The organism is Kitasatospora sp. NBC_01266 (assembly GCF_036242395.1).
GTDB lineage: Bacteria > Actinomycetota > Actinomycetes > Streptomycetales > Streptomycetaceae > Kitasatospora.
The window spans coordinates 1-21,842 of sequence record NZ_CP108459.1; the positions used below are offsets into that span (position 1 = coordinate 1).

Below are 21,842 nucleotides of genomic sequence, written 5' to 3' on the forward strand. Positions count from 1 at the left end.
GTCCCTACGGGCCTTCGGCCCTCCGTGCGCACCGCGCTTCGCGCGGTGGCGGACCCGCGCCGCGGGTCCGGGCTCGCCTTCGGCGAGCCTCTCGCCCCTTCGGGGCTCGGTGGCCTGACCTTCGGTCAGGCTGGCCCGGCTTCGCCGGGCCTGGTCGGTCCGCTTCGCTCCCCTCCCGAGCCGCTCCCCTCCAGGGCCGCTCCCACTCCCTCCCGAACCGCTTCGCTTCGCTCCACGGCCCTCAACAGCTGAGCCCACTTCAAAACACCAGCCCCCACTGTCCTAGACCTACAAACAGCAAACTAGAAAAGACACCCTCCCTCCCCCCAGACCCCCACTCCCGCACACACGGACCCGCCCCACCCCGGCCCCACCCGAGTGGAGCCCGGCACTCCGCGCCGGCCCAGAGCCGCTCCCCTCCCCTCCACAGCCAGCCCCGGATGGCCGAACCCCAATCTCATCGTTGATCACGGCTTCAACCAACCCTCCAGACAAGGCTTTCAATCACCCAGGACCAGCTCAGTGGCCCGACCTCCGGTCAGGCCGGCCCGGCTTCGCCGGACCTGGTCGCCTCCGCTCCGCTCCCCTCCCGAGCCGCCCCCACTCCCCTCCGACGGCCCTTGGCGACTGAGCCCATATCAGAGCAACTGAGCAGCACTGTTTTGAAGCTTCAAACAGCTGACTGGGACGCGGGCGGGCCAGCCGCAGGGGACCTGGGCCACCGTCCGTCCGGGCCGGGTCCACCTGGCACTACGCCCCCCTGACCGACCACCACATCCCGAGGTCAACCGTCTCGCGTCTCCCCTGGCCGTGTATCAGAACTCCTACTGTCAGACGATCCCGCCCCACAACCCATGCGAACCCAGCCGAAAACACCCCGCCCCTTTCTCAATGAGTCCGGTCCTGAAAACCCACCCGAGCCAGAGCGAGAATCCACCATCCATCCGAATCAAAAACCGGCCATCGAGAAACCTCGCCAAAATCCATACACATCCCCGGACACCGCTGAAACGGCAGCCACGGCCTCATGCAGAGCCATGGCCGCCTGAGCGGGCCGCAGGATCCGTTCGGGGCAGGCAGATCAGCAGCAGGCTCAGGTCGAGGGCCAGCTCGGTGCTGTAGACGGGCCCTGCGGGGACCATGGAGGCGGAAGGGCTCAGCGCTTTGACGCAGGACCCGTTCTCTGGGCTCGTGCTTGCCGACGTGCAGCTTGTTGACGGAGGGTGACGCGCGTCAGAGCACCAGGGGGATCAGCAGGGCGAGTGCGGCGACCGCCAGCACCGCCAGGAGTACCCAGCGCGGGGTTGCGCGGCCTCGTGTGCGCATGTCCTCAGGCCGTACGGCGTCTCGACCAACCGTCTGGCCGACCCACATGAAGGAGTCGCCCCCGCCCTGACCGTCCATCGGTTCCTCCCCTGTGTTTCGCTTCCCTCGAGACTGTCACTCCGGACGTCGAAGTCAAGATTCCTTGACGGTTTCTTGATCTGAGGGCCGGGTCGGGTCCCCCTGGGGGGCGGAGCCGGCGGAATCGCTCCTGCCCGGGATGCCATCTTCCACTCGGACCGCGGCAGCAATTACACCTCGGCCCAGTTCTCCGGAACACTCGACGGACTCGGTATCCGGCAATCCGTCGGGCGGACCGGAATCTGCTACGACAACGCTCTGGCCGAACTGCGGATGTGCACTGTCCTACAGTTGGCGCCGGTATCGCACGTCAATGACCGATTGGTTCTGGTAGTCCTCGGATGCGGTCGCGCCATCGTGGAAGTACGCGGCTGCGGCGTAGAAATCTCTGGCGCGTCGGTTGTCACGGACGACCCACAGCAGCATGACGCGATATTGCTGTGCGGCGCGGCGGTGGGCCTCCTGGAGGAGGCTGCGGCCGATGCCGGTGCCGATGAGGTCTGGGCGGACGTATAGGGCGTAGATCTCGCCGGCCGCTTCGGGGACGTCGACGTCGCCTTTGTAGGGGCCGAAGCACAGCCACCCGAGTGGTGTGTCGGTGGCGTCGACTGCGACCAGGTCGATTGCTCGGCGCCCCGGCGATCTGAAGGCCTCCAGACGGCTGCGGGCGTCCTGTTCGGTGCTCATGCCGTCGAGGTAGGTCTTCGGGATGATGCCCTCGTATGCCGACTGCCAGCCGGCTACCCGGATCTCAGAGACGGTGGCTATGTCCGTTTCGAGCATCAATCGGATGTGGGTCATCGCGCGAGCATAGCCAGTTGCGGCGGCCGGTCCTCGTGAATTGAGTGCTACGGATGCAGAGCTTGCTCAGCTACTGACACTGGCCCGGCCCACGTCGGCCGCCTGGTGCGTTCCCGGGAGAGGGTCGGTACCAGGCGGCGCCATGACGGGTCAGCTCTGGATGAATTCGGCCAGGTCCCGCTCGATGGCGGCCTTCGGCTTGGCGCCGACGATGGTCTTGACGACCTCTCCGCCCTGGAAGACGGACATCGTCGGGATGGACATGATGCCGTACTTCGCGGCAGTCGTCGGGTTCTGGTCGATGTTGAGCTTGACGATCTCGATCTGGTCGCCGTGCTCCGCGGAGATCGCCTCCAGGCTCGGCGCGATCTGCCTGCACGGGCCGCACCACTCTGCCCAGAAGTCGACCAGGACCGGCTTGTCGCTCTTGAGGACATCCTCATCGAAACTCGTGTCGGTCACGCTCTTCAGCGCCATTGCGCCTCCTCTGCTCGGGACTCTGCTGTGGAACCTCGTCTACACCGCTACGGCTGGCTGCCCTGAACCCCGGTGGCGAGCGCGGTCAGCCGACGTGGCGTAGCCGGACCACCTTCGAGCGGCGCCCGAGGGCGTGGTCGCTGAGGCGGAAGTAGCGGATGTTGTTGAAGCGGTCGTACTCGTCGAGCCAGCCGGCCTCGACGAGCTCCTTGCGGGTGCGGGAGAAGACCGTGGGGGCCCAGCCCATCTCCTCGGCCAGGGCCTGCCCGGTCTGCTGGGTACCGGCCTTGCCTGCGGGCAGCGTGGCGTAGAAGGCCAGCAGGAGCCGCTGGTTGGGGTTCAGGTCCTTGGTGCGGCCGACCAGGGCGCGGACCTCGTCGCGGGTGTCGCTCACGGTTGCCATTCTCCTCGGCTCAGGCACTCTGGACAGCCCGAATCGCGCGGGCGGCGGAGTTGATGTGGGTGAGGAAGTTCTCCGGCCGCACATCATCATCCTCGGCCGGAGTGACCAGCAGGTAGCCCTCCGGCTCCTGGGTCAGGCCCTTGATGTGAGGGGGGTTCCACCCCTTCAGCTGCTCGCGGTGCGCATACCCGCTGCCCCGGTAGACCAGGTACGGGGTGATCTCGTAGAACGGGCTTCGGCCGACGCTGCCGGACTTGCGCAGCAGGCGGTCCTTGACCAGCTTGCGGATCATCCGGCTGAGCGCGTCGGAGGAGAAGCCCAGCTCCTTGCCGATGTCGACGACCGTGCGGTTGACCAGCTCCGGCTTGAGGAGGGTCGCGCCGCAGTACCACGTGACGACGCGGATCTCGGCGTCGGTGCGGCCGGAGGCACGCGAGCAGAGCGCCACGAAGCGGACCAGGCTGAACGTGCCGTACGGACCGCCGTAGCCGAAGTCCGCGTGCGGGACGGGCTCGCCGGTGTCCGTATAGATGAGCCGGGTCGGCCGGTGGGCCATCAGGACTCCGTTCCTCGTGCGGCCTTGGCGTGACGGACAGGTGATCCGATCCCAGGATCGGCTTGTCTGCACTCACCTTACATGTACGAATCGGCAAGGTGACCCGACCCTGAGGTCGGGTCACCTTGCCGAGAGATACATGTACTCATTGCTTGGGTGATCCGATCCTGGGATCGGGTTACCCGATCCCAGGATCGGATCAGAAACCAATGTTTCTGCAGGTCAGAGCACGTTTCAGGCTCTGCACCCTCTATCGCTGAGGTACAGCGGCAGGTGCGGCTCACTACTCGGCGACAACGCCGGGGGATGCTGCGGAACGCCTGCTCCGGTTGCTGTCACGGCGGCCTCCGGCGGGCCGGCTGTCCGTGCCGCTGCCGCTGCCCGGGCCGGGCGGTTGCCGCAGGCCTCGCCACCGCTCGAACCGGAGGTTACGGCGCCGATCACGGAATCGCGGCTGCCGCCGCGAACGGGCCCTGGGGGCCCTTTCCGTGCTCCTCCGTTATTGGGTGATCGTCCGTGCCGGAGGGCAGTGTGGTGGACCGACAACGGGTTGCCGGTCCGTCGGCGTGAGTGCTTGTCCTGGTGGCGGGGATGGCGGGCAGCGATCACGTCCAGTGCATCCGGCAGCCGGCTACTGGTCGACCACCAGGCGGAGCAGGACCAGGGCGTCCTTCGGCTCCCGGGACAGCACCGGCTGGCTGTCGTCCGCGTCGATGACCACCCGACCGTCGATCACCGCTGTCCAGCCCTCGGGGGCCGCGGCGACGACGTCGTTCTCGACCCAGCCGAGCAGGTGACCGCCGCGCTCGACCGCCTGCACACCGGGCGTCTGCGGCCAGGTGAGCAGCACCATGGCACCGCCGAGGTGGTAGGAGCGTTGCGGCTCGCCCAGACCGCGTCGGGTCGGGGCGTTGTCGATCGACCGCTGCGGCGAGAGCGCGAACCGGGCCCCGGCCGGGACGGCTTCCATGCTGGGCGACTCGGCGGCAGGAGCGTGGCTGGTTTCGACGCGCGTCGAAACAGGTGATCCGTGGTCGTTCGCTGTTTCGACGCGCGTCGGAATTGAGGACTTGGCGCCATCCTGGGATTCGACGCGCGAGGATTTGATGCCTGGTCTGCCGGTGCCCGACTCGTGCTCGGCCGGGGTGCGGGCAACGGTCAGCTCCTGGCGCAGCCCGTGGGCCGTGCGCAGCAGGCGCTGCGTCGCGCTGGCGACGCCGGTCTCCAGCGCCTCCAGCGCCCGGTCGGCATCCGGGCCGGGGTCGTCCTGGCGCGAGGCCTCCAGGCGGTCGAGGAAGCGGACGGCCAAGCGCTCCAGGCTCCGGGCGACCTCCAGCAACTCCTGGGCGCCACCCTCGGCATCGCCGGGTGATTCGACGCGCGAGGAAATCAGTGCGTCGGCGACGGCGTCCTGCTGCTTCTGCCGGTGGCGTCTGCGGTAGGCCAGGGAGGAGCAGGCCCGGCCGCAGTAGACCGGCCGGCGACCGGGGCCGGTCGCCCGCAGAGCCGCCTGGCACTCCGGGCAGCGCGGCTCGGTCTGCGGCGCCTCGATTCGACGCGCGTCGTTATCCATGATCGTGATCATAGGTACCGCCACGGCGGCCGGACAGCGCCAGGGTCAGATCTGGCCGTCCGGGTCGGAGAACGCGATTCCGCCGACGGCGAGCGGGCGGCGGACAACAGGCGGTGCCGGGATCTCCTCGCTCGGGGGTTCGCGGAAGTCCGCACCCTGCGGCTGGGCCGGCAGGCGGCACCGATCACCACTCGCGGCGGGGGCGTCGGTGGCGGGCTCGGAGAACGTGGGCAGTCCCAGGGGACGGCGATCGGTGGTCATGCCCCAGTCTCGCAGCCCAAATGACCTCGACCTACCACCACGTCAGGAATCAGTCGACCTCGAAGTCGGCCCACTGGAGTCCGTTGATCTCGGTGACAAGCCCGCTGGCGCGGCGCCCGCCGTCCTTGAAGTAGTGCTCCTGGAGGGCGTCGGCGAGCAGCTGCTCCTGCTGGGCCTGGCTCGCGCCGGCGTCGATCGCCTCGTAGAGGCGGCGGGCGACCTCGCCCGGGAGCTTCTGGGTGATGGTGCGCAGGCGCGGATCGTCCGTGCTGCCGGCTGCCGACTGGTAGCCGAACTGGGCCTGGACGTGGAGCACGAAGCCGTTCTTCAGCGCCGCCTTGCGGGTGCGGTCCTTCACCCGGGGCTGCCACTTCGCCCGCACCTGCTGCTCGATGTTCTTCGCGGCGGCCGGCTTCGGGACGCTGGTGCCCTTGAGCCAGCGCTGCACGGTGCGCTGGCTGACCCCCAGCTCCTGGGCGACCTTCTTGGTCGAGCCCTTGGCCGTCCGCACCAGGAAGTGCAGCCGGGCGCTCAGGGACTGCGGGATCGGCCTGGTGCGCGAAACCCGCTCCAAGGCCTCGTCGATCTCCCCCACGGGGTTCTCCTCCGGCGGCGCTGCCGCCCGTTGGTCGGTTGGGGGCCGGGATGGTTCCCGGCCCCGTGCTGCGTCGTCAGCCGGCTGCTACTCGTCGTCGGATACCGCGCCGCTCTTCTTGATGTGCCGGGCCGGGTTCACCCCGTCGGCGATCAGCTCCAGGAGCTCCGGCATCGCCCGGGCCCCCTCGAACTTCACGTGCCCCGGGCTCACACCCAGGCGCAGCGCACCGGAGACCGGTTTGCCGTCCTGGGTGAGTGGCAGGACGTCCAGGGCGGAGGGGCCCGCGGAGGCGTAGAGCGCGCAGTCGGAGAGCACGCCGATCGGGTACCGGCCGGTGTGCTGGGCGGTGCGCAGCAGCTTGCGGTGGAAGTTGACCCGGGCGGTGGAGATCACGGCGGCGCGGATGTCGGGGCGCCAGGTCGGGCGCTCCAGGGAACCCCAGCGCTGGCCGGGCCGGTAGCCCTGACCGCGCGGCCGCTCACGCATCTTGCCGATCCCGCCCTTGGCGGTCGCCTTGACCGCGGTCAACAGCGCGGTCTCCACCGGGTCGCCGTTCTCCTTCAGCTGGGCCATCGCCTCCAGGAACCGGTGCGGGTCGCGGTCGGCCAGGTCCAGCGGCACGCCCAGGTTCGCCATGGTGGTGACGTACGCGTCGCGCAACCGGGTGTGCCACGGGTCCAGATACGGCCCGCTCTCGTGGCGCAGCCAGCCCTCCAGCGGGGCGATGCGGGCGCCGAGCTCCAGCGCGTAGGCCACGGTCGGCGTCGCGTACCAGCCCGGACCGGTCGGCCGCTCGCCGGACGGCGTGAACGGGTTGGGCAGCCGCGGGTCCAGCTCGACGCCGGACAGGTCGACCAGCCAGACCCCCGGCAGCTTGCGGTCGAAGGCCGGCTCGAGCTCGTGCACCGGCTCGGACAGGCCGACCACCAGGCGCCCGGCGGCCGCGAGGAAGGCGGTGTTCACGTCCAGGCCCACGCCGAACGGCATCGCCCGCTCCAGGTCGCCGACCTCGTCGAGCGGGCGGAACCAGTCCCAGGCCTCCTCGTCCATGACGTCGCCGCGCTCGCGGCCCTCGGCGATCGGGTGCTCGTCCGGGGCCTCCGGCGGCGCCGGGTCGAGAGCCTGGTGCAGCGAGCCCTCGACCAGACCCGAGGTCCAGCCGGCCTCAGTGCGCACCGCGCGGGTCGGGGGGCGCAGCGCGGTCATCAGCTCCAGGCCGGAGACGGCGGTCGACCCGCGCGGGGTGATCACGCGGGTGGCGTAGGCGCCGAGCAGCCGGGCCAGGCCCGCAGCGTCCAGGCCGTCGGGGAGCTGCCAGCCGCCCGAGGCCAGCGCGCCCCACATGGGCACGCACAGCTGCACACACTCGCGCTTGCCGCCCTCGGGGGTGCGGTAGATCCGCGCCCATGGCCCCAGACCCCGTTGGGTGAGCAGCCAGCCGGCCTTGGTCAGGGCCTTCACCACCTTGTGGTTGTCCGGCACCCGGTTGGTCCGCTGGTCGAAGTCGCCCTTCTCTCGGCCGGATTTCGGCAGGCCGAGCTCGGCCGCCGCCGCGTCGGTCAGGACGACCAGCGGGTCGCCGTCCTTGCCGTGCCGGTGCAGGCGCGGCGAGCCGAGGCCCGCGGTCAGCGCCCACTCGACCACCTCCGGCAGGGTTCGGCCGATCACTCCGGCCTCGGCGGGGCCGGCCGGCTGACCGTTCGACAGGTGGGCGACCAGCGCGCGCCCCGACGGCGCCACGTCCAGCACCGCCAGCGGGCCGTGCGGGAAGCGGGTGGCTGCCGCGACTTCCCAGTCCGCCGCAGCTGCGGTCGGGGCCGGCTGCTTCTTGGCTGATGACTGGCGAGCTCGGGACGGGGACGACGGTCGGGCTGGGGCTGGGGCTGGGGCTGGGGCTGGGGCTGGGGCTGGGGACGCGGACGGCGGGCGCCGGGCTGGGGCCGATGTGGTGGCTGGGCGCTGCGGCGCCGCCGACTGAGCCACTGGGGCTGGGGCGGGCTGTTGCTGTTGTTGTTGCGCGGCGGGTACGGCGGGTACGGCTGTGCCCGGTCGGCAGAAGCCACCGAGGTGGATCGGCACGCCGCCGGCCCGGTAGACCGACGGGTTTCCGCACCGTGCGCACGGTGCCGGCTCCCCCATCACCAGCGACCCGTCCGGCAGCTGATCGAGCATCACCGGCTGCACGACATCGGCGAAGGCCTGCGGGGCAGGGGCCGCTTGGCGGACCGGCTCGGAGGCCTCGACGGGGGCGACGGGCTCGACGGGCTCGGCCGGTGCGGGGAACTTCTCCGCCAGGCCCCGCAGCAGCCGGGCGTATTCCCCGCGCTGCGGCGGACGCGGCTCGGTCCGGCCCTTCTCCCACGTCCAGATCGTCTCCTCCCGCACCCCGATCGCCTTCGCGACCTGGGGACGGGTGAGTCTCGCAGCCTTGCGCAGTCGCTCCCGCTCAGCCGGGGGCGGCAGCTCCTCCTCGGTGACCTGCGCGAGCAGCGCGGCGACCGGGTCCACCTCATCAGACATGGCTGACCTCCTGATCTCCAGCCTAGCCTGGATCTAATGATGGATCTAATGTGTCCCTAAGCTGAATGGATGGAAATGCTGTCGTCCGACAGGTTGCTGCCCGGCCCTGGGATGTTGTCCGCGGACAACATCCCAGGGCCGGGCAGCGCAGGGGGGCGGTTGCCGTGGGGCGCCGGGGGAGGTGTTGGCGACGTGCGGCTGGGGCGCTGATGTTGTCCGCGGACAACATCAGCTGGGCTGACCTGGCGCGGGGTAGCGGTAGGCATCTGCGTGGGGGGATGTTGTCCGCGGACAACATCGGTGGCCTTCCGGCGGGGCGGGTGGGGCTGGGCAGTGTTCCTGAGCTTGGAGGGGCGAGCGGGATGTTGTCCGCGGACAACATCCGCCGGCTCTGGGGACTCGGCTCAGCGGCTGTTGAGGCAGTGGGTTTTCGGTTGAGATGTTGTCCGCGGACAACATTGCCGAAGCTGCGGGCTCCGGAACGCTGCTCGACTCTCCCCGCCTCAGCACGGCGTCACCGATGTTGTCCGCGGACAACACACACCGGGGAGATGTTGTCCGCGGACAACATCTCGGCTCTGATGACGGACTCTCAGGTGTTCAACTGGTCGAAATGGTACGAAAGAGACGCTTCGTCATAGGGGCGGCGGCTTGAATCGGGCACTGCGGTTAGTAAACTCCCCCTATGGTCACCGCAATCACCCCAGAAGGCCGGGACAAGGTAGTTACCAAAATCCCCCCGCAGCTTCGCCGCGAACTCAAGATCCGGGCCGCGACGGTCGGCGTCGACATCCAGGACGCCGTGACCGAAGGCATCAAGGCCTGGAAGACGGCGGCCAAGCCGCTGCCGACGATCGACACGTCCGGTGCGCAGTCCTTCTCGACGTACGTCCCCACCGACCTGCTCGCCACCTTCCGGGGTGACTGTTCCGAACTGAGGGTCGCCTACAACCAGGCCCTCGCGCAGTCGATCCGGCTCTGGCTGGACTCGCACCCGCTCCCCCGGCGCGAGCGGCGAGCAGCCGGGGCCCGCCGGATCGCGGTCGGCAACCAGAAGGGCGGGGTCGGCAAGACTGCCCTGACCGCCGGCGTCGCCCAAGCACTGGCTGAGATGGGCTTCAAGGTCTGCATGGTCGACTTCGACCCGCAGGGGCACCTCACCAAGCAGCTCGGTCACGAGCACCTGCCGCTCAAGGGCGACAGCCTGGTCAAGCACATGGTCGGCGAGCGCCAGGGCGATCTGAGGGACCTGGTCCTGCCGATCGAGGGCGAGGCCTTCGGTGGACGGCTGTTCCTGCTGCCTGCCTGCACCGACGGATTCCTGCTCGACGCGAAGCTGGTCACCTCCCGCGAGGTGCGGGTCAAGGAGACCGCCCTGGAGAAGGCGCTGGCCGGCCTCGACGCCGACTACGACTTCATCCTCGTCGACTGCCCGCCGTCCCTCGGCTACGCGATGGACAACGCCCTCTACTACGCGCGCACCCGGGAGGGTGAGGAGAGCCGCAGCTCCGGCCTGATCATTCCGGTCCAGGCCGAGGACTCCTCCGCCGATGCCTACGCTCTGCTTCGCGAGCAGATCGACGCCCTCTGCGACGACCTCGACATCGACATCTGCGACCTCGGATTCATCGTCAACCTGTACGACATCCGCAAGGGTTACGTGCTCACCTCCTCCCTCGACAACTGGAAGGCCATCGGGGAGCCCGAGGTGATCGCCGTCGTCAACGACCTCAAGGATCAGCGCGAAGCCGTCCGGACCAAGACCCCCCTGCTCATCTGGGCCCCCGACAGTGAGCAGGCCGACGCGATGCGCGCCATCGCAAGGAGGATTGCCGCATGAGCCGGGTAGCCGACCGCGTCGGGGCCGGGAGCTTCGGCGGGACGCGCGCGCCGCGCAGCGAGCGGGGCCGTGCCAAGGCCGTCGCCGAGGGCACCCTGCCCGACTACGAACTCCAGCGCCTGCCGCTGGACCGGGTTGCGCCGTGCCCGATGAACCCGCGCCGCAACTACGGCAGCGACGAGCTGAAGACCGAGCTGGGCAACAGCCTGGCCCGCAAGCAGACCACCGCGTGTGTGGCGGTCACCCGCGAGGCCTACCTCAAGCTGTGGCCCGCCCACGAGCAGCTGATCCCCGAGCAGGCCGAGCACGTCCTGCTCAACGGGGAACGCCGCTACCGCTCCGCCCAGCACGTCGGGCTGGAGTCCCTCGACTTCGTCGTCCGTGACGACCTGGCAGCCGACCGCGCGGACTTCCTCGACTACCTCATGATCGAGAACGAGGAGCGCGCCGACTTCGACGTCATCGAGCGGGCTCGCGGCGTCAGGCAGCTCCTGGATGCCTGCGACAACAACGCTGCCGAGGTCGCCCGCCGCCGGGGCAAGGACCGTTCCTGGGTCGGGAACCAGGTCGCGCTGCTCACCCTCCCCGACGTGGTGCAGGAACAGCTCGCGGCCGGCACTCTCGCTGAGCGCTACGGCCGCCGCCTGGCCCGCTCGCTGAAGGAGCAGCCGGCCCTCGACGCCGACGCGCTGCTGGATCTCGCCGAGCGGTTCAAGGCCGAGGAGCGCGTCCGCCGCGAGGAGGACCGGGCGCTGCGTGAGCTCGCCAAGGGCGGGGGATTGGCCACTTGGAGCAGCGCGAGCCTGGAGGGGAGCGCGAAGAGCGTGGGTGCGATGTTGTCCGCGGACAACACGCGTCAGGGGATGTTGTCCGCGGACAACATCGGCGGCGGTGCTCTGAGGCGGGGAGAGTCGAGCAGCGTTCCGGAGCCCGCAGCTTCGGCAATGTTGTCCGCGGACAACATCCCGGCACCCGCCAACCGAACCGAACCACGGGAAATGTTGTCCGCGGACAACATCGACCAGACCCCTCAGAGCGCGGGGGGGCAGCAGGCACCCGGCACGCCGATGTTGTCCGCGGACAACATCCCCACCGAGAAACCACTCCCCCAGCAGCCGCGTGGTGAGGGGCGTTCCGGTCTGGGCGGAACTCGCGTGGTGTCCGGGGATGCCCAGGCGCTGGTGCGCGCGCTCGGTGCGACTCCGGCGGAGATGGCGCGGACCATTCGTCAGGGCTGCTCGCCGGAGGAGATCACCGAGCTTCTGGAAGAACTGATGGAGCCGTAGGCCCACCGAGCGGACCTCGGTGGAGGGGATATAGGGGACAAGGCGGGAGTCCCACCCGGGAGGGGACGGGAGGGCGGATGTTGTCCGCGGACAACATCCGCCGACCAGGGCGGTGTCCACGCTGTGAGTCGCTGTGAGTCGGATGTTGTCCGCGGACAACATCGGCGGCGCTGCGCTGAGGCGGGGAGAGTCGAGCAGCGTTCCGGAGCCCGCAGCTTCAGCAATGTTGTCCGCGGACAACATCCCGGCACCCACCAACCGAACCGAACCACGGGAAATGTTGTCCGCGGACAACACGCACCGAGGTGGATCGAGGCCCTGGCAGGACTCCACCCGGGTGTCGTGAGCTGTCCCGCTGAAGGGCCTGCAGCCTGGTGGTTGGTCAGGTCCGGGACGGCATCGGCCCTGACCAGGGCGGGGATCGGTACGGTGCCGGCGGGGTGGTCGGAGCGACTGAAGCGACCGAAGCGACTCAGAACTCGAAGTCGTCGGCAGGGCTCGTGCAGGAGCACTCGAGAGGAACTCGAGGGAACCGGGGTACTCGGCCAGCCGGCGGGCGCAGGATCCCGGGGGATCCGGGGGCAGCGACTGAAGAAAAGCGACTGAAGGTTCCTTCGGTCGCTTCTGGTCTCATGAAGAAACAGCAGGTCAGAGCGGGTCCTTGAGGCCATCAGCGACCGAAGCGACCGAAGTTCCGGGTATATGGAGACATTCGCGTGTGTGCGTGTGTGTGTCATATATAGGAGAGTTCAGTCGCTTCAGTCGCTGTTTTGCTGTTCACACGCCTCTGACCTGCTGTTTTTCTCAGCGGCTGGAACAGCGACCGAAAGCTGCTGAGTCGCTGGGCCGCCTGGATTGAGTCGCTGGGGGCCGGTGCCTGCCCCAATGGGCCCGACTGCCCACAGGGGTCCTCTGGTGTCTCAGGATCTTCGCTAGTCTGTTTTCTGATTGAGTCGCTTTGGTCGCTGACGGGGGATGCGCGTGGCTGCTGAGCTGCGGGTTCGGGGGAGCGGGTCACCACAGCTCGCTTCTGTCGGGCCGGGTGCCGCTCCTTATCGGGCCGGGGCAACAGCACACTGGTTCGCCAGTCGGGGCTGGCCGGTCCATCCGCTGGCTGCCGGTCGTAAGACGCCGGTGGGCAACTGCGGGGCCTGCCGGGAGCAGGGGCACCGCCGGGAGGGCTGTGCGTGCCTGGCAGCCGGTCGCTGGTGCCACGGGTTTCACGCCGCCACGGTGGATCCGGTGGTGATCGACCGGTGGTGGGGCAGCGACCCGGGACTGGGCGTTGCGGTCGCCTGCGGGCCCGCCGCGCTGGTGGTCGTCGACATCGACGCGCACTGCCTGCCGGTGCCCGCTCGGGAGCGGCTGCTGCCGGGCATCGCGATCGCCGAGGGCGTTGACCTGACCGGGCTTGCCAACGGCTTCCACACGCTGGCGGTCCTGGCGGCGCTGCGTGGTGCCAGCAGCCCGGCCGAGGACAGCGCCACGTTGCGGGTGCGTACCCCGTCCGGGGGCCTGCACGTCTGGTACCGGGCCCGTCCGGAGCACCTCTGGCAGTGCTCGACCGGCTCCTCGGCGGGCCGGGCGCTGGCCTGGCAGGTCGACATCCGGGCCCATGGCGGCTACATCGTCGCCCCGGGTACCAGGACTTCGGCCGGCATCTACACCGCGCTCGGCACGGTCCGTGAGCCCGCACCGCTGCCCGACTGGTTGGCCGTCGAGCTGACCCGAACCGGTCACCTGCCGGCCGCCCCGTCGCCCCGGGCGCAGGACCTGGTGCCGCCGCGGGCCCGCCAGGCCGTCCTGGCCGCCGGTGGCGGCCAGGTGACGGCCACTCGGGTGCTGGCTGCCGTGCTGGCCGAGGTGGCTGCCTGCGGAGCGGTCACCGAGGGTGCGGGGTTCTCCGAGAAGCTCAACCGGGCCGCGTACACCGCGGGCGGTCTGGCCGCCGCCGGGTGTCTCTCCGAGGCCGAGGCCGAGCGGGTCCTGAACGACGTCGCCGGACAGGTGCGCCCGGGTCAGGAACGTCGCTGCCAGGCCATCATCCGCAGCGGACTGCGTGCCGGTGCGCGGCGCCCGCTGACCCTGGGGAGGTCGGCGTGATGCTCCCCGAGGGTGACACCCTGTTCGATGCCCAGGCCGTCGCACGGCAGATCCTCGCCCAGGCGCCCGCCGATCCGCCGGCCCGCCCGGAGCTGCCGGCGCAGGCCGGCGCGGCCGGGGCTGGTGAGGCGACCGCCGCCGGCCTGCTCCCGGACACGTTGACCGACCGTGGCAACGCGAAGCTCTTCGTGCGCCTGTACGCCGACGACTACCGGCATGTCCCCGGGCTCGGCTGGTACCGCTGGGACGGGACCCGCTGGCAGAGCGACGAGGACGACACGGTGATGTGGGCGGTCGGGGACCTGGCGGAGAGCATCGCCACCACCGATCCGCGCGGCGTGTTCACCAGCGTGGCGCTGCAGCAGCACCGTCGGCGCGCGTTGAGCACCAGCGGGATCAACGCGATGCTGGCGCAGGCCAAGTCGGCCCCCGGCATGGTGCTCAACGCGGCCAAGCTGGACGCGGACCCGTACTCGCTGTGCACGCCCGCCGGCATCGTGGACCTGCGGACCGGCGTGATCCGCTCGCCCGACCCGAACAAGGATTTCCACTCCCGTTCCACCAGCGCCGCCCCGCAGGCCAAGCCCACGCCGCGCTGGGACCGGTTCCTCACCGACACGTTCGGTGCGGGGCCGGAGGGCGCGGAGATGATCGACTTCTTGCGGCTGCTGCTCGGCTACTCCGTGACCGGTGATGTGGGCGGGCAGGTCATGCCCTTCCTCTTCGGGTACGGCAAGAACGGCAAGTCGGTGCTGCTGGACGTGCTGATGAAGCTGCTCGGTGACTACGCGGATGCCGCGCCGCCCGGCTTCCTGATGGCCCGCCCGTACGAGGGGCACCCCACCGACCTCGCCGAACTGCACGGCCGGCGGGTCATCGTGTGCAGCGAGGTGAAGCCGGGTGACCGCTTCGACGAGGCGCGGGTGAAGCTGCTGACCGGTGGCGACCGGATCAAGGCGCGCCGGATGCGGCAGGACTTCTTCAGCTTCGAGCCGACCCACAAGCTGTGGCTCCTGGGCAACCACCGTCCCGAGGTGGGCACCGGCGGCTTCGCCTTCTGGCGCCGGATGAGGCTGATCCCGTTCGAGCGGGTGGTCTCGGACGACCGGAAGATCGACAACCTGGCGGACATCCTCGTCACCGAGGAGGGCCCCGGGATCCTCAACTGGCTCATCGAGGGCGCCCGCCGCTACCTGGGCGGCGAGAAGGACCTGACCGGTCCCGAGCGCGTCCGGATCGCCACCACCACGTACGCCGAGACCGAGGACCACACCGGGCGCTTCCTCGGCGAGGCCTGCCGGCTGGGCCCGGAGCTGCGCGCGGAACAGGCGCAGCTCTACGCGGCCTATAAGACCTGGTGCCAGAGTGAAGGGGCACCGCCCCTGTCGTCCCGGGCCTTCGCGACCCGGGTCCGCGAGGCCGTGGGGCTGGACTCGCCGAAGAGGATGATTCTCTCCAACCAGCGGAAGTACTACCCGGGTATCGGACTGCTCGCTGACGAGGAGACAGCATGAGTGCCCTCATGGCAGAGGACGAGATCATCCACGAGGTCGCCCTCGTCTGGCTTGAGGAGATCGGCGACCTCGACTACGTGCGCCAGAGCCTGGACCGCCTGCCGACCCGCCGGGGCCGGCCCGCCTACCACCGTGGCGGGCGGATGGTCGGCTACGCCCAACTCGGCCCCGGGGCCAAGCCCTCGCGGTCCTCCGGGACCTTCCGCCGCCGCGTCTTCTGGCTGCTTCCGCACGACCGGGACACCGAGCCCGACGGCCTGTACGCCAGCGGGGCCCCGGCCGAGGCGGTGGACCCCAGGACGGTGGCGCCGGGCTGCAAGGGGCGCAAGACCGAGCGCTCCGAAGGCCGGGCCCCGTCCTCGGCCTGATCCCGGATCCCTCTCCGTCCGGGGAGCATTGAAAAAACCGTCCATCCGGTCTATTTTCGATCCAGTTATCGCGCTGCCGAGCGACCGGGGGACGGTTTTCCCGCTCGGGAGCGGGCTGTGCGGGGACGTCAGGAGCATGGGGAGGCTCGCAACATGACACGGCGTTTGCACACGCAGGCGGTGGTCGTCGGCGGGGGACCGGTCGGCATGCTGGTCGCGGCCGAGCTGGCCCGGTACGGGGTGCGCACCGTGGTCCTGGAGTCGCAGGACCAGGTGTCGGTACAGCCCAAAGGGAACACCTTGCACGCCCGGACCGTGCAGTCCCTGGTCCGGCGCGGTTACCTCGCACCGCCGGTGACCGCGGGCGCGCCGGTCACCCGTTCCTTCCACTTTGCCGGGCTGCCGGGACTGCCGATCACCGCACCCTCGGCCGAACCCGAGCCGCTCCTGAAACGCCCTCAGGCCGAGCTGACCCGGCTGTTCGAGGAGCGGGCCAGTGCCGCCGGCGCGCAGGTCCTGCGCGGGCACCGGGTGGTCCGGGTCGGCCAGGGGCCCGACCAGGTCGAGGTCACCGCCGAAGGACCGGACGGACCGGTGACCTGGGTCGCCGAGTACCTGGTGGGCGCGGACGGCCCCAGGAGCCTGGTGCGCGAGCAGGCCGGCATCCCCTCCACGACCCGTCCGGCGACCGTGTCCGCGTTGTCCGGCGTCGTCAGCCTGCCGGATCCGCAGGCCCTGACCCCGGGTTGGCATCCCGGCCCGCGGGGCTGGGTCGTCGCCTCGCCGATGCCCGAGGGCACCAGCTACGTCCGGACGCTCGACTGCGCGGGGCCGGCCGCGGACCGGCACCGGCCCCCCACCCTGGCGGAGCTGCGCCAGGAGGTCTCCCGGATCGTGGGCCGCGACATCGCGATGGCGCAGCCGCACTGGCTGGGGAGATTCAGCGACTTCTCCCGGCTGGCCGGGACTTTCCGCACGGGCCGCATCCTGCTGGCGGGCGACGCGGCACACGTGCACTTCCCGATCGGTGGCCAGGGGCTGAGCACCGGACTGCTGGACGCGGTCAACCTCGGTTGGAAGCTGGCGCTCACGATCCTCGGCCGGGTGGGTCCGGACCTGCTGGACAGCTACGATCTCGAGCGCCGGCCGGCCGCCCAGCGGGTCGTCGACAACAGCCATGCCCAGCTGGCTCTGATGCGCCCGGACCCCGCGCTGGACCCGCTGCGCGCGCTCTTCGCCGAGCTGGTGGCCGCCGACGGGGGGAGCGGGCTGCTCAGCGGCCTGCTCAGCGCTCAGGACACGGTCTTCCCGGCACCCACTCGGAAGCCCTCGCCACGGGAAGGAACGTTCCTGCAGAACGTCCGCCTGACCACGCAGGCGGGGGAGACCGACGTGATCGGGCTGCTGGCGCAGGGGCAGCCGCTGCTGCTGCTCCTGGGCGGGGAGCCCGAGCGCTACCAGGAGCAGGCGCAGGGGTGGGCGGAGCTGGTGCGCGTGGTGCACGCCGCGCCGACGCCCGACATCCCGTACGAGGCGTTGCTCGTCCGGCCGGACGGCTACCTCGCCTGGGCTTCGGACGGTGACGCGCTGTCCGAAGCGCTGGCGGCGTACTTCGGCCCCCGGCCAGACCTGGCGGCAGGGGGCGTGGGGCAGGGCGGCGGACTCGTCCGCTCTCTCAGCTGACGGCCACCGACTCGCTCTCGAGCGCTGACGCCACCAACTCCTCGTAGACCGCCGGGCCCCTGCCCGGGGAGAGGTCCAGCGAGGCCAGGACCGAGGACAGCACCACGCTGGGCAGCACGTGGCGCAGCAGGTCGGAGATCCGCTGTCCCAGGTCCTGGTAGTCGGTCATGACGTGGGACATGGCCTGGACCCCGCCGAAGGACCCCACCAGCACTGCGGTGGTCTCGGCCGGAACCACGTGGGGCAGTAGTTCACCCTGCGCCTGCGCCTTCGCCAGCAGTTCCTGGCCGACCTGACTCCAGATCCGGAAGGGGCCGCTGCGGTCGAGGTCCTGGGCCAACTCGTCCAGGGTGAGCCGGACGCTGGCCCGGACCATGGGATCGGTCTGCAGGCGGTACGCGTGCAGCATCACTATGTCGACCAGCTGCTGGATCTTGCTGACGCGGTCGGGGACGACGAGCCGCTCGTCGTTCTGGGCCCTGAGCACGCCCTGCGCCAGGTGCTCCTTCGACTGGAAATGGAAGTACAGCGCCCCCTTGGTCACACCTGCGGCGGTGAGGATCTCGGCGATCGTCGCGGACTGGTACCCGCGCTCCTCGAAGACCTTGGCCGCCGCCGCCAGAATGCCCTGACGCGTACGGATGGCTCGGTCCTGCGTCGCCACTGTGCCTCCTCGACCCGGCAGACGGTCGGTGGATCCGGAACAACCCATCGAAAAAAACCGCTGAGTACGTATCTTAGAGCTCGCGGCGATTTCTCAGAAGGGGTGCTCGCATCGGATCGGTCGGCCCAGGAAACAATCACACTTGAACGAATCGTCTCCACAACATTGAGCGATCCTCTCCACACCGTGGCGCGGGTGTCCTGCTAAGGGCCGCCGGCCCGCCCCGCAGGGGCAGCCCGCAGCAGGTCAGGCGCTGCGCCGCAGCGCGGTGACGGTGGCGCTGAACACCGCCGCTCCCTCCTGATGGCCGGTCACCACGACGGTGTCCTCGCCAGTCGTCGCGGCGCAGGACAGTCGGGTCGCTTCGATGACGCACGGCGCGTCGAGCTCCACATACCGCTGGAAGTCGCCGACGATGCTGAGCGGCAGCAGGGAGGAGCAGTTCAACGCCGCGGCGGTGGCCTGGCGCGCGGCTTCCAGCAGCACCATGCCCGGCACGTGGTCCTGCGGGTGGTCGAAGAGCACGGGGTGCTGGGTGTCCACCCTCAGCTGCCAGCGGTTGGGCTCACCGCTGGGGGAGAGCACCACGTCCATCGGCGACATCCGTCCGACGTTCTGCGGCGCTGCCGGGGCCGTGAGCGGCAGTGGGTTCTGGTGGCCGCCGTGGTCGCCGCGGACCCGTCGATAGACCGCCGGGGAGGCGCAGGTCACGGAGCCGCCCCCGGTCGCGACGAGCTGACCGTCACGGCGCATGAACATCTCGCAGCGGAATCCGGCCAGATTGGCCCGGCGCCACTGGAGCTCGGTGCAGCTCACATCGATGTCGAGCGATGCCGGGGTGTTGCCGACCTGCAACTGGTCGGGGTTGACGGTGAGCTTGATGTCCCACATCAGGAACTTGTGGCCGAGTGGAACGCCGAGTTCCGTGTGTGCCAGCAGAGTTGCGGCCTGACGGATCGTCTCCGCGACGATCAGCGGGTCGTGGTAGCCGCCCTCGATCGGGGTGAAGAAGCTGTGGCTGCGCGGCCACTGGGCCCGGACGGTGAAGTGGGTGTCGTCCTGCCGCTGCCAGTCGGTGAGCATCACCTCGGCGACGGCGGCCCGATGGACGAACTCCTTCGGAACGGTCGTGGTCAGCGTCAGGGGCTGGAGAGTGCCCGCTCCATGCGGCGGAGCTGCTCGGTGGTGACGCCCGGCTGCCGATGCGGCTGTCGAACCCTCAACTCGAAACGTGCTCACAAGCCTGTCTCCCCCGAAGAAGTTGGTGTGAGTGGGTACTACGTTAGGAGAATTTACATACCAACCGGTTTAATTTCTAGTGGCTCTGGGCCACCAACCTGACGCGAGCAGAGCGTGACTCCGGGCATCGATTCCGTTGCGTCAGGAGGTAACTGATGGTCAAGCAGGAGCGCGCAGCCCGCACCCAGTGCTCGTTGATCCGGGCGGCGGCCGAGGTGTTCGCCGAGGCCGGTTTCGCCCCGGTCTCCCTCACCGCGGTCAGCAGGCGGGCGGGGGTGAGCAACGGCGCCCTGCACTTCCACTTCGCCACCAAGCAGGCACTGGCCCAGGCCGTCGAGGACGCGGCGGCGCGAACCGTCCGGCAGATCACCGCTGACGCCGCCGGGGAGGATGCCACGCTGCAGGGCCTGGTCGATGCCACCCACGAGCTGATCAGCCGGTCGGCGCGGGATGTGGTGGTGCGGGCCGGCTTCGGGCTGAGCCGCGATCCGCAGGGGGCGGGGTCGCCCAGACTGGAGTGGCAGCACTGGGTCGAGGGCGTCCTGCGGTCCGCCCAGAAGAAGGGGCAGCTGGCCGCTGGTGTGTCCGCGGCGGGTGCCGCCCGGACGATCGCGGCGGCGACCTTCGGCTTCGAGGTGCTCGGTGTGACGGACCGCAGCTGGCTCTCCGAGGAGCGGATCACCGGCTTCTGGGACCTCGTGCTGCCGGGGCTGGCGCAGCAGGACGCGCCGGCGCCGGTCAGTTCCCGGTTCACCGGCTGTGCGGGCGGTGCCGGTCGGCCGTCCCCGTGGAGCTGTCCGCAGGAGCCGGAGTAGGGACCGAGTGGGGACGGAGTAGGGGTCGGCCCGACGGGTGGCAGGGGCCTGGCCGGGTATGGTTAAAAACCGCACAGGCGGTTTGGTATTGACAAACCGACCGACCCGTCTTTTACTGAGACTACGTCAGGATCCCGCCCTCTCACAGCCGTCGGGTGCCTGGCGAATCACTACTCATGCACGGCCAGGGGAGACGGCATGGACATCGCTGTACTGGGCGCACTGGATGTCAGAGAGAACGGCATCCCGGTGACGCCCACCGCGCCAAAACCCCGTCAGGTCCTTGCCCTGCTGGCCCTGCACGCCGACCAGGTGGTGCCGGTGGCCGCACTGACCGAGGAGCTCTGGGGTGCGAAGCCACCGCGCAGCGCCCGCACCACCCTTCAGACGTACATCCTGCAGCTGCGCGAGCTGATCGCGGCGGCGCTGCCGCACGACGCGGCCGGCGGCGTCCAGCGCACCGCCAAGGACGTGCTGGTCACCTCGCCCGGCGGCTACCTGCTCAACACCTCGGACGGATCCAGCGACGCCAGCGAGTTCGAGCGGCGGGCCGGGCTCGGGTACCGGGCCATGGACGCCGGGGACTTCACCGGGGCGGCCCGCGAACTGCGCGACGCGCTCGCCCTGTGGACCGGCGCCGCGTTCGCCGACGTGCACACCGGTCCGCAGCTGGAGATGGAGCGCCAGCGCCTGGAGGAGACCCGGCTGTGCGCCCTCGACCAGCGGATCGAGGCCGACCTGCGTCTGGGCCGGCACCGCGAGCTGCTGGGCGAGCTGACCGTGCTGGTCAACCGGTACCGCACCCACGAGAACCTGCACAGCCAGTTCATGCTGGCGCTGCACCGGTCGGGCCGCCGCAGTGAGGCCCTGGACGCCTACCAGCGGCTGCGCAACGCCCTGGTCAGGGAGCTGGGCCTGGAGCCCTCGGCCGCGCTGCGGCGGTTGCAGCGCTCCATCCTGATGTCGGGTCCGGACTCCTCCCTCTACCCCGCGCCCGCCGCGGCGACGGGCCAGCGGCTCAGCCGCGTCGGCTGACGCTCGGCCGTTCGGCCACCAGGGTCCAGTCACGACGGAACGAGGAGACGGGATGCAGACCAGAGCGGAGCGCACGCGACGCAGGCTGGTCCTCGCCGGCGCGGAGCTGTTCGACCGCGACGGCTACGCCAGCGCGACGCTGGGCCAGATCGCGACAACCGCCGGAGTGACGAAAGGCGCGCTGTACTTCCACTTCGCCTCCAAGGGCGAGCTGGCCGACGCCGTGCAGGAGCAGGGCCGCCTGATGCTGTGCGAGTACGTCGAGGAGCGGTGGCTGGCCGTCCAGGCGCCGATCCAGGTGCTGATCGACCTGACGCACTGGCTGGCGCTGGGGCTGCACGAGGACCCGGTGATCCGGGCGAGCTGCCGGATCACCAGCGAGCGCGCCGGACGCGAGTCGGCCGCCACCGACTTCCACCAGGTCTGGATCCGCAAGGTGCTGCTCCTGCTCGAACGGGCCCAGCAGGCGGGGGATCTGCGCGGGCACCTGGTCGAGGACGGGCCGCAGACCCTGCTGTCCGCCGCGGTGTGCGGAATCGAGGTGCTCGCCGGCAGCGGCCTGCCCTACCCCGAGCTGCGGCGCAGGGTGGGGGCGCTGTGGGAGTCGCTGCTGCCGGCGCTCGTGCCGCCCGGTGACACGGGGCGCTACCGCACCGCCGAGGGGGCGGCCGCCCAGGTGGCGGTGGCCGGCGGCTGACTCCA

Annotated in this window: 19 protein-coding genes; 9 read left to right on the forward strand and 10 right to left on the reverse strand. The window is 70.2% G+C overall.

The genetic code is table 11. The features are described from left to right. Positions 1-1,689: 1,689 nt before the first annotated feature. From OG403_RS36200 to tap, 8 genes are all read right to left on the reverse strand, one after another. Positions 1,690-2,205, reverse strand: a complete 516-nt coding sequence (locus tag OG403_RS36200; RefSeq protein ID WP_329572780.1) for a GNAT family N-acetyltransferase — start codon at positions 2,203-2,205, stop codon at positions 1,690-1,692. 150 nt (positions 2,206-2,355) lie between these two features. Further along, positions 2,356-2,682 (reverse strand): thioredoxin, encoded by a 327-nt coding sequence (trxA, locus tag OG403_RS36205; protein ID WP_329572781.1) that lies wholly within the window; start codon positions 2,680-2,682, stop codon positions 2,356-2,358. Positions 2,683-2,767: 85 nt separating this feature from the next. Then, positions 2,768-3,076, reverse strand: coding sequence for a replication initiation protein, RepL2 (locus tag OG403_RS36210; protein WP_329572783.1), 309 nt, complete (start codon positions 3,074-3,076; stop codon positions 2,768-2,770). Between the two features lie 19 nt (positions 3,077-3,095). Next, entirely contained in the window at positions 3,096-3,641 is a 546-nt protein-coding gene (locus OG403_RS36215; protein ID WP_329572785.1) for a MarR family transcriptional regulator, read from the reverse strand. Between the two features lie 631 nt (positions 3,642-4,272). Continuing rightward, complete coding sequence (locus tag OG403_RS36220) at positions 4,273-5,214, reverse strand: hypothetical protein (protein ID WP_329572787.1); 942 nt, start codon at positions 5,212-5,214, stop codon at positions 4,273-4,275. Between the two features lie 45 nt (positions 5,215-5,259). After that, on the reverse strand, positions 5,260-5,475 hold the full coding sequence (locus tag OG403_RS36225; RefSeq protein WP_329572789.1) for a hypothetical protein: 216 nt from the start codon (positions 5,473-5,475) through the stop codon (positions 5,260-5,262). Positions 5,476-5,524: 49 nt separating this feature from the next. Beyond that, positions 5,525-6,070, reverse strand: coding sequence for a telomere-protecting terminal protein Tpg (gene tpg, locus OG403_RS36230; RefSeq protein ID WP_329572791.1), 546 nt, complete (start codon positions 6,068-6,070; stop codon positions 5,525-5,527). Between the two features lie 87 nt (positions 6,071-6,157). Then, entirely contained in the window at positions 6,158-8,593 is a 2,436-nt protein-coding gene (gene tap / locus OG403_RS36235; protein WP_329572793.1) for a telomere-associated protein Tap, read from the reverse strand. Positions 8,594-9,278: 685 nt separating this feature from the next. Between tap and OG403_RS36240 the strand changes: the two genes are divergently transcribed. The 6 genes from OG403_RS36240 (at position 9,279) to OG403_RS36265 (ending at position 17,387) form a co-directional block, all read left to right on the forward strand. Continuing rightward, positions 9,279-10,433 carry a ParA family protein gene (locus OG403_RS36240; RefSeq protein ID WP_329572795.1) on the forward strand — a complete coding sequence of 385 codons (1,155 nt, stop codon included), beginning with the start codon at positions 9,279-9,281 and terminating at the stop codon, positions 10,431-10,433. Next, positions 10,430-11,719, forward strand: a complete 1,290-nt coding sequence (locus OG403_RS36245; RefSeq protein WP_329572796.1) for a ParB/RepB/Spo0J family partition protein — start codon at positions 10,430-10,432, stop codon at positions 11,717-11,719. The genes OG403_RS36240 and OG403_RS36245 overlap by 4 nt, the downstream gene beginning before the upstream one ends. Positions 11,720-12,694: 975 nt before the next feature. After that, complete coding sequence (locus OG403_RS36250) at positions 12,695-13,822, forward strand: bifunctional DNA primase/polymerase (protein WP_442911107.1); 1,128 nt, start codon at positions 12,695-12,697, stop codon at positions 13,820-13,822. Continuing rightward, positions 13,822-15,336: a DNA primase family protein gene (locus OG403_RS36255; protein WP_329572928.1), complete on the forward strand. Its 1,515-nt coding sequence runs from the start codon at positions 13,822-13,824 to the stop codon at positions 15,334-15,336. The genes OG403_RS36250 and OG403_RS36255 overlap by 1 nt, the downstream gene beginning before the upstream one ends. Continuing rightward, positions 15,333-15,704 (forward strand): DUF6009 family protein, encoded by a 372-nt coding sequence (locus tag OG403_RS36260; RefSeq protein WP_329572800.1) that lies wholly within the window; start codon positions 15,333-15,335, stop codon positions 15,702-15,704. Before OG403_RS36255 ends, OG403_RS36260 begins: the two co-directional genes overlap by 4 nt. A 153-nt stretch (positions 15,705-15,857) precedes the next feature. Next, positions 15,858-17,387 carry an FAD-dependent monooxygenase gene (locus OG403_RS36265; protein WP_329572801.1) on the forward strand — a complete coding sequence of 510 codons (1,530 nt, stop codon included), beginning with the start codon at positions 15,858-15,860 and terminating at the stop codon, positions 17,385-17,387. On the opposite strand, the gene OG403_RS36270 is transcribed toward OG403_RS36265, so the two are convergent. After that, the gene (locus OG403_RS36270) at positions 17,380-18,051 is read right to left on the reverse strand and encodes a ScbR family autoregulator-binding transcription factor (RefSeq protein WP_329572803.1); all 672 of its coding nucleotides are present in this window, start codon (positions 18,049-18,051) and stop codon (positions 17,380-17,382) included. The genes OG403_RS36265 and OG403_RS36270 overlap by 8 nt on opposite strands. 246 nt (positions 18,052-18,297) lie before the next feature. Beyond that, positions 18,298-19,290 carry a ScbA/BarX family gamma-butyrolactone biosynthesis protein gene (locus OG403_RS36275; RefSeq protein ID WP_442911108.1) on the reverse strand — a complete coding sequence of 331 codons (993 nt, stop codon included), beginning with the start codon at positions 19,288-19,290 and terminating at the stop codon, positions 18,298-18,300. A 155-nt stretch (positions 19,291-19,445) separates the two neighbouring features. On the opposite strand from OG403_RS36275, the gene OG403_RS36280 reads away from it, so the two are divergent. From OG403_RS36280 to OG403_RS36290, 3 genes are all read left to right on the forward strand, one after another. Beyond that, the gene (locus OG403_RS36280; protein ID WP_329572805.1) at positions 19,446-20,105 is read left to right on the forward strand and encodes a ScbR family autoregulator-binding transcription factor; all 660 of its coding nucleotides are present in this window, start codon (positions 19,446-19,448) and stop codon (positions 20,103-20,105) included. Positions 20,106-20,303: 198 nt separating this feature from the next. Next, positions 20,304-21,140: an AfsR/SARP family transcriptional regulator gene (locus OG403_RS36285; RefSeq protein ID WP_329572807.1), complete on the forward strand. Its 837-nt coding sequence runs from the start codon at positions 20,304-20,306 to the stop codon at positions 21,138-21,140. Positions 21,141-21,192: 52 nt separating this feature from the next. Continuing rightward, positions 21,193-21,837, forward strand: coding sequence for a ScbR family autoregulator-binding transcription factor (locus OG403_RS36290; protein ID WP_329572809.1), 645 nt, complete (start codon positions 21,193-21,195; stop codon positions 21,835-21,837). Positions 21,838-21,842 lie beyond the last annotated feature (5 nt).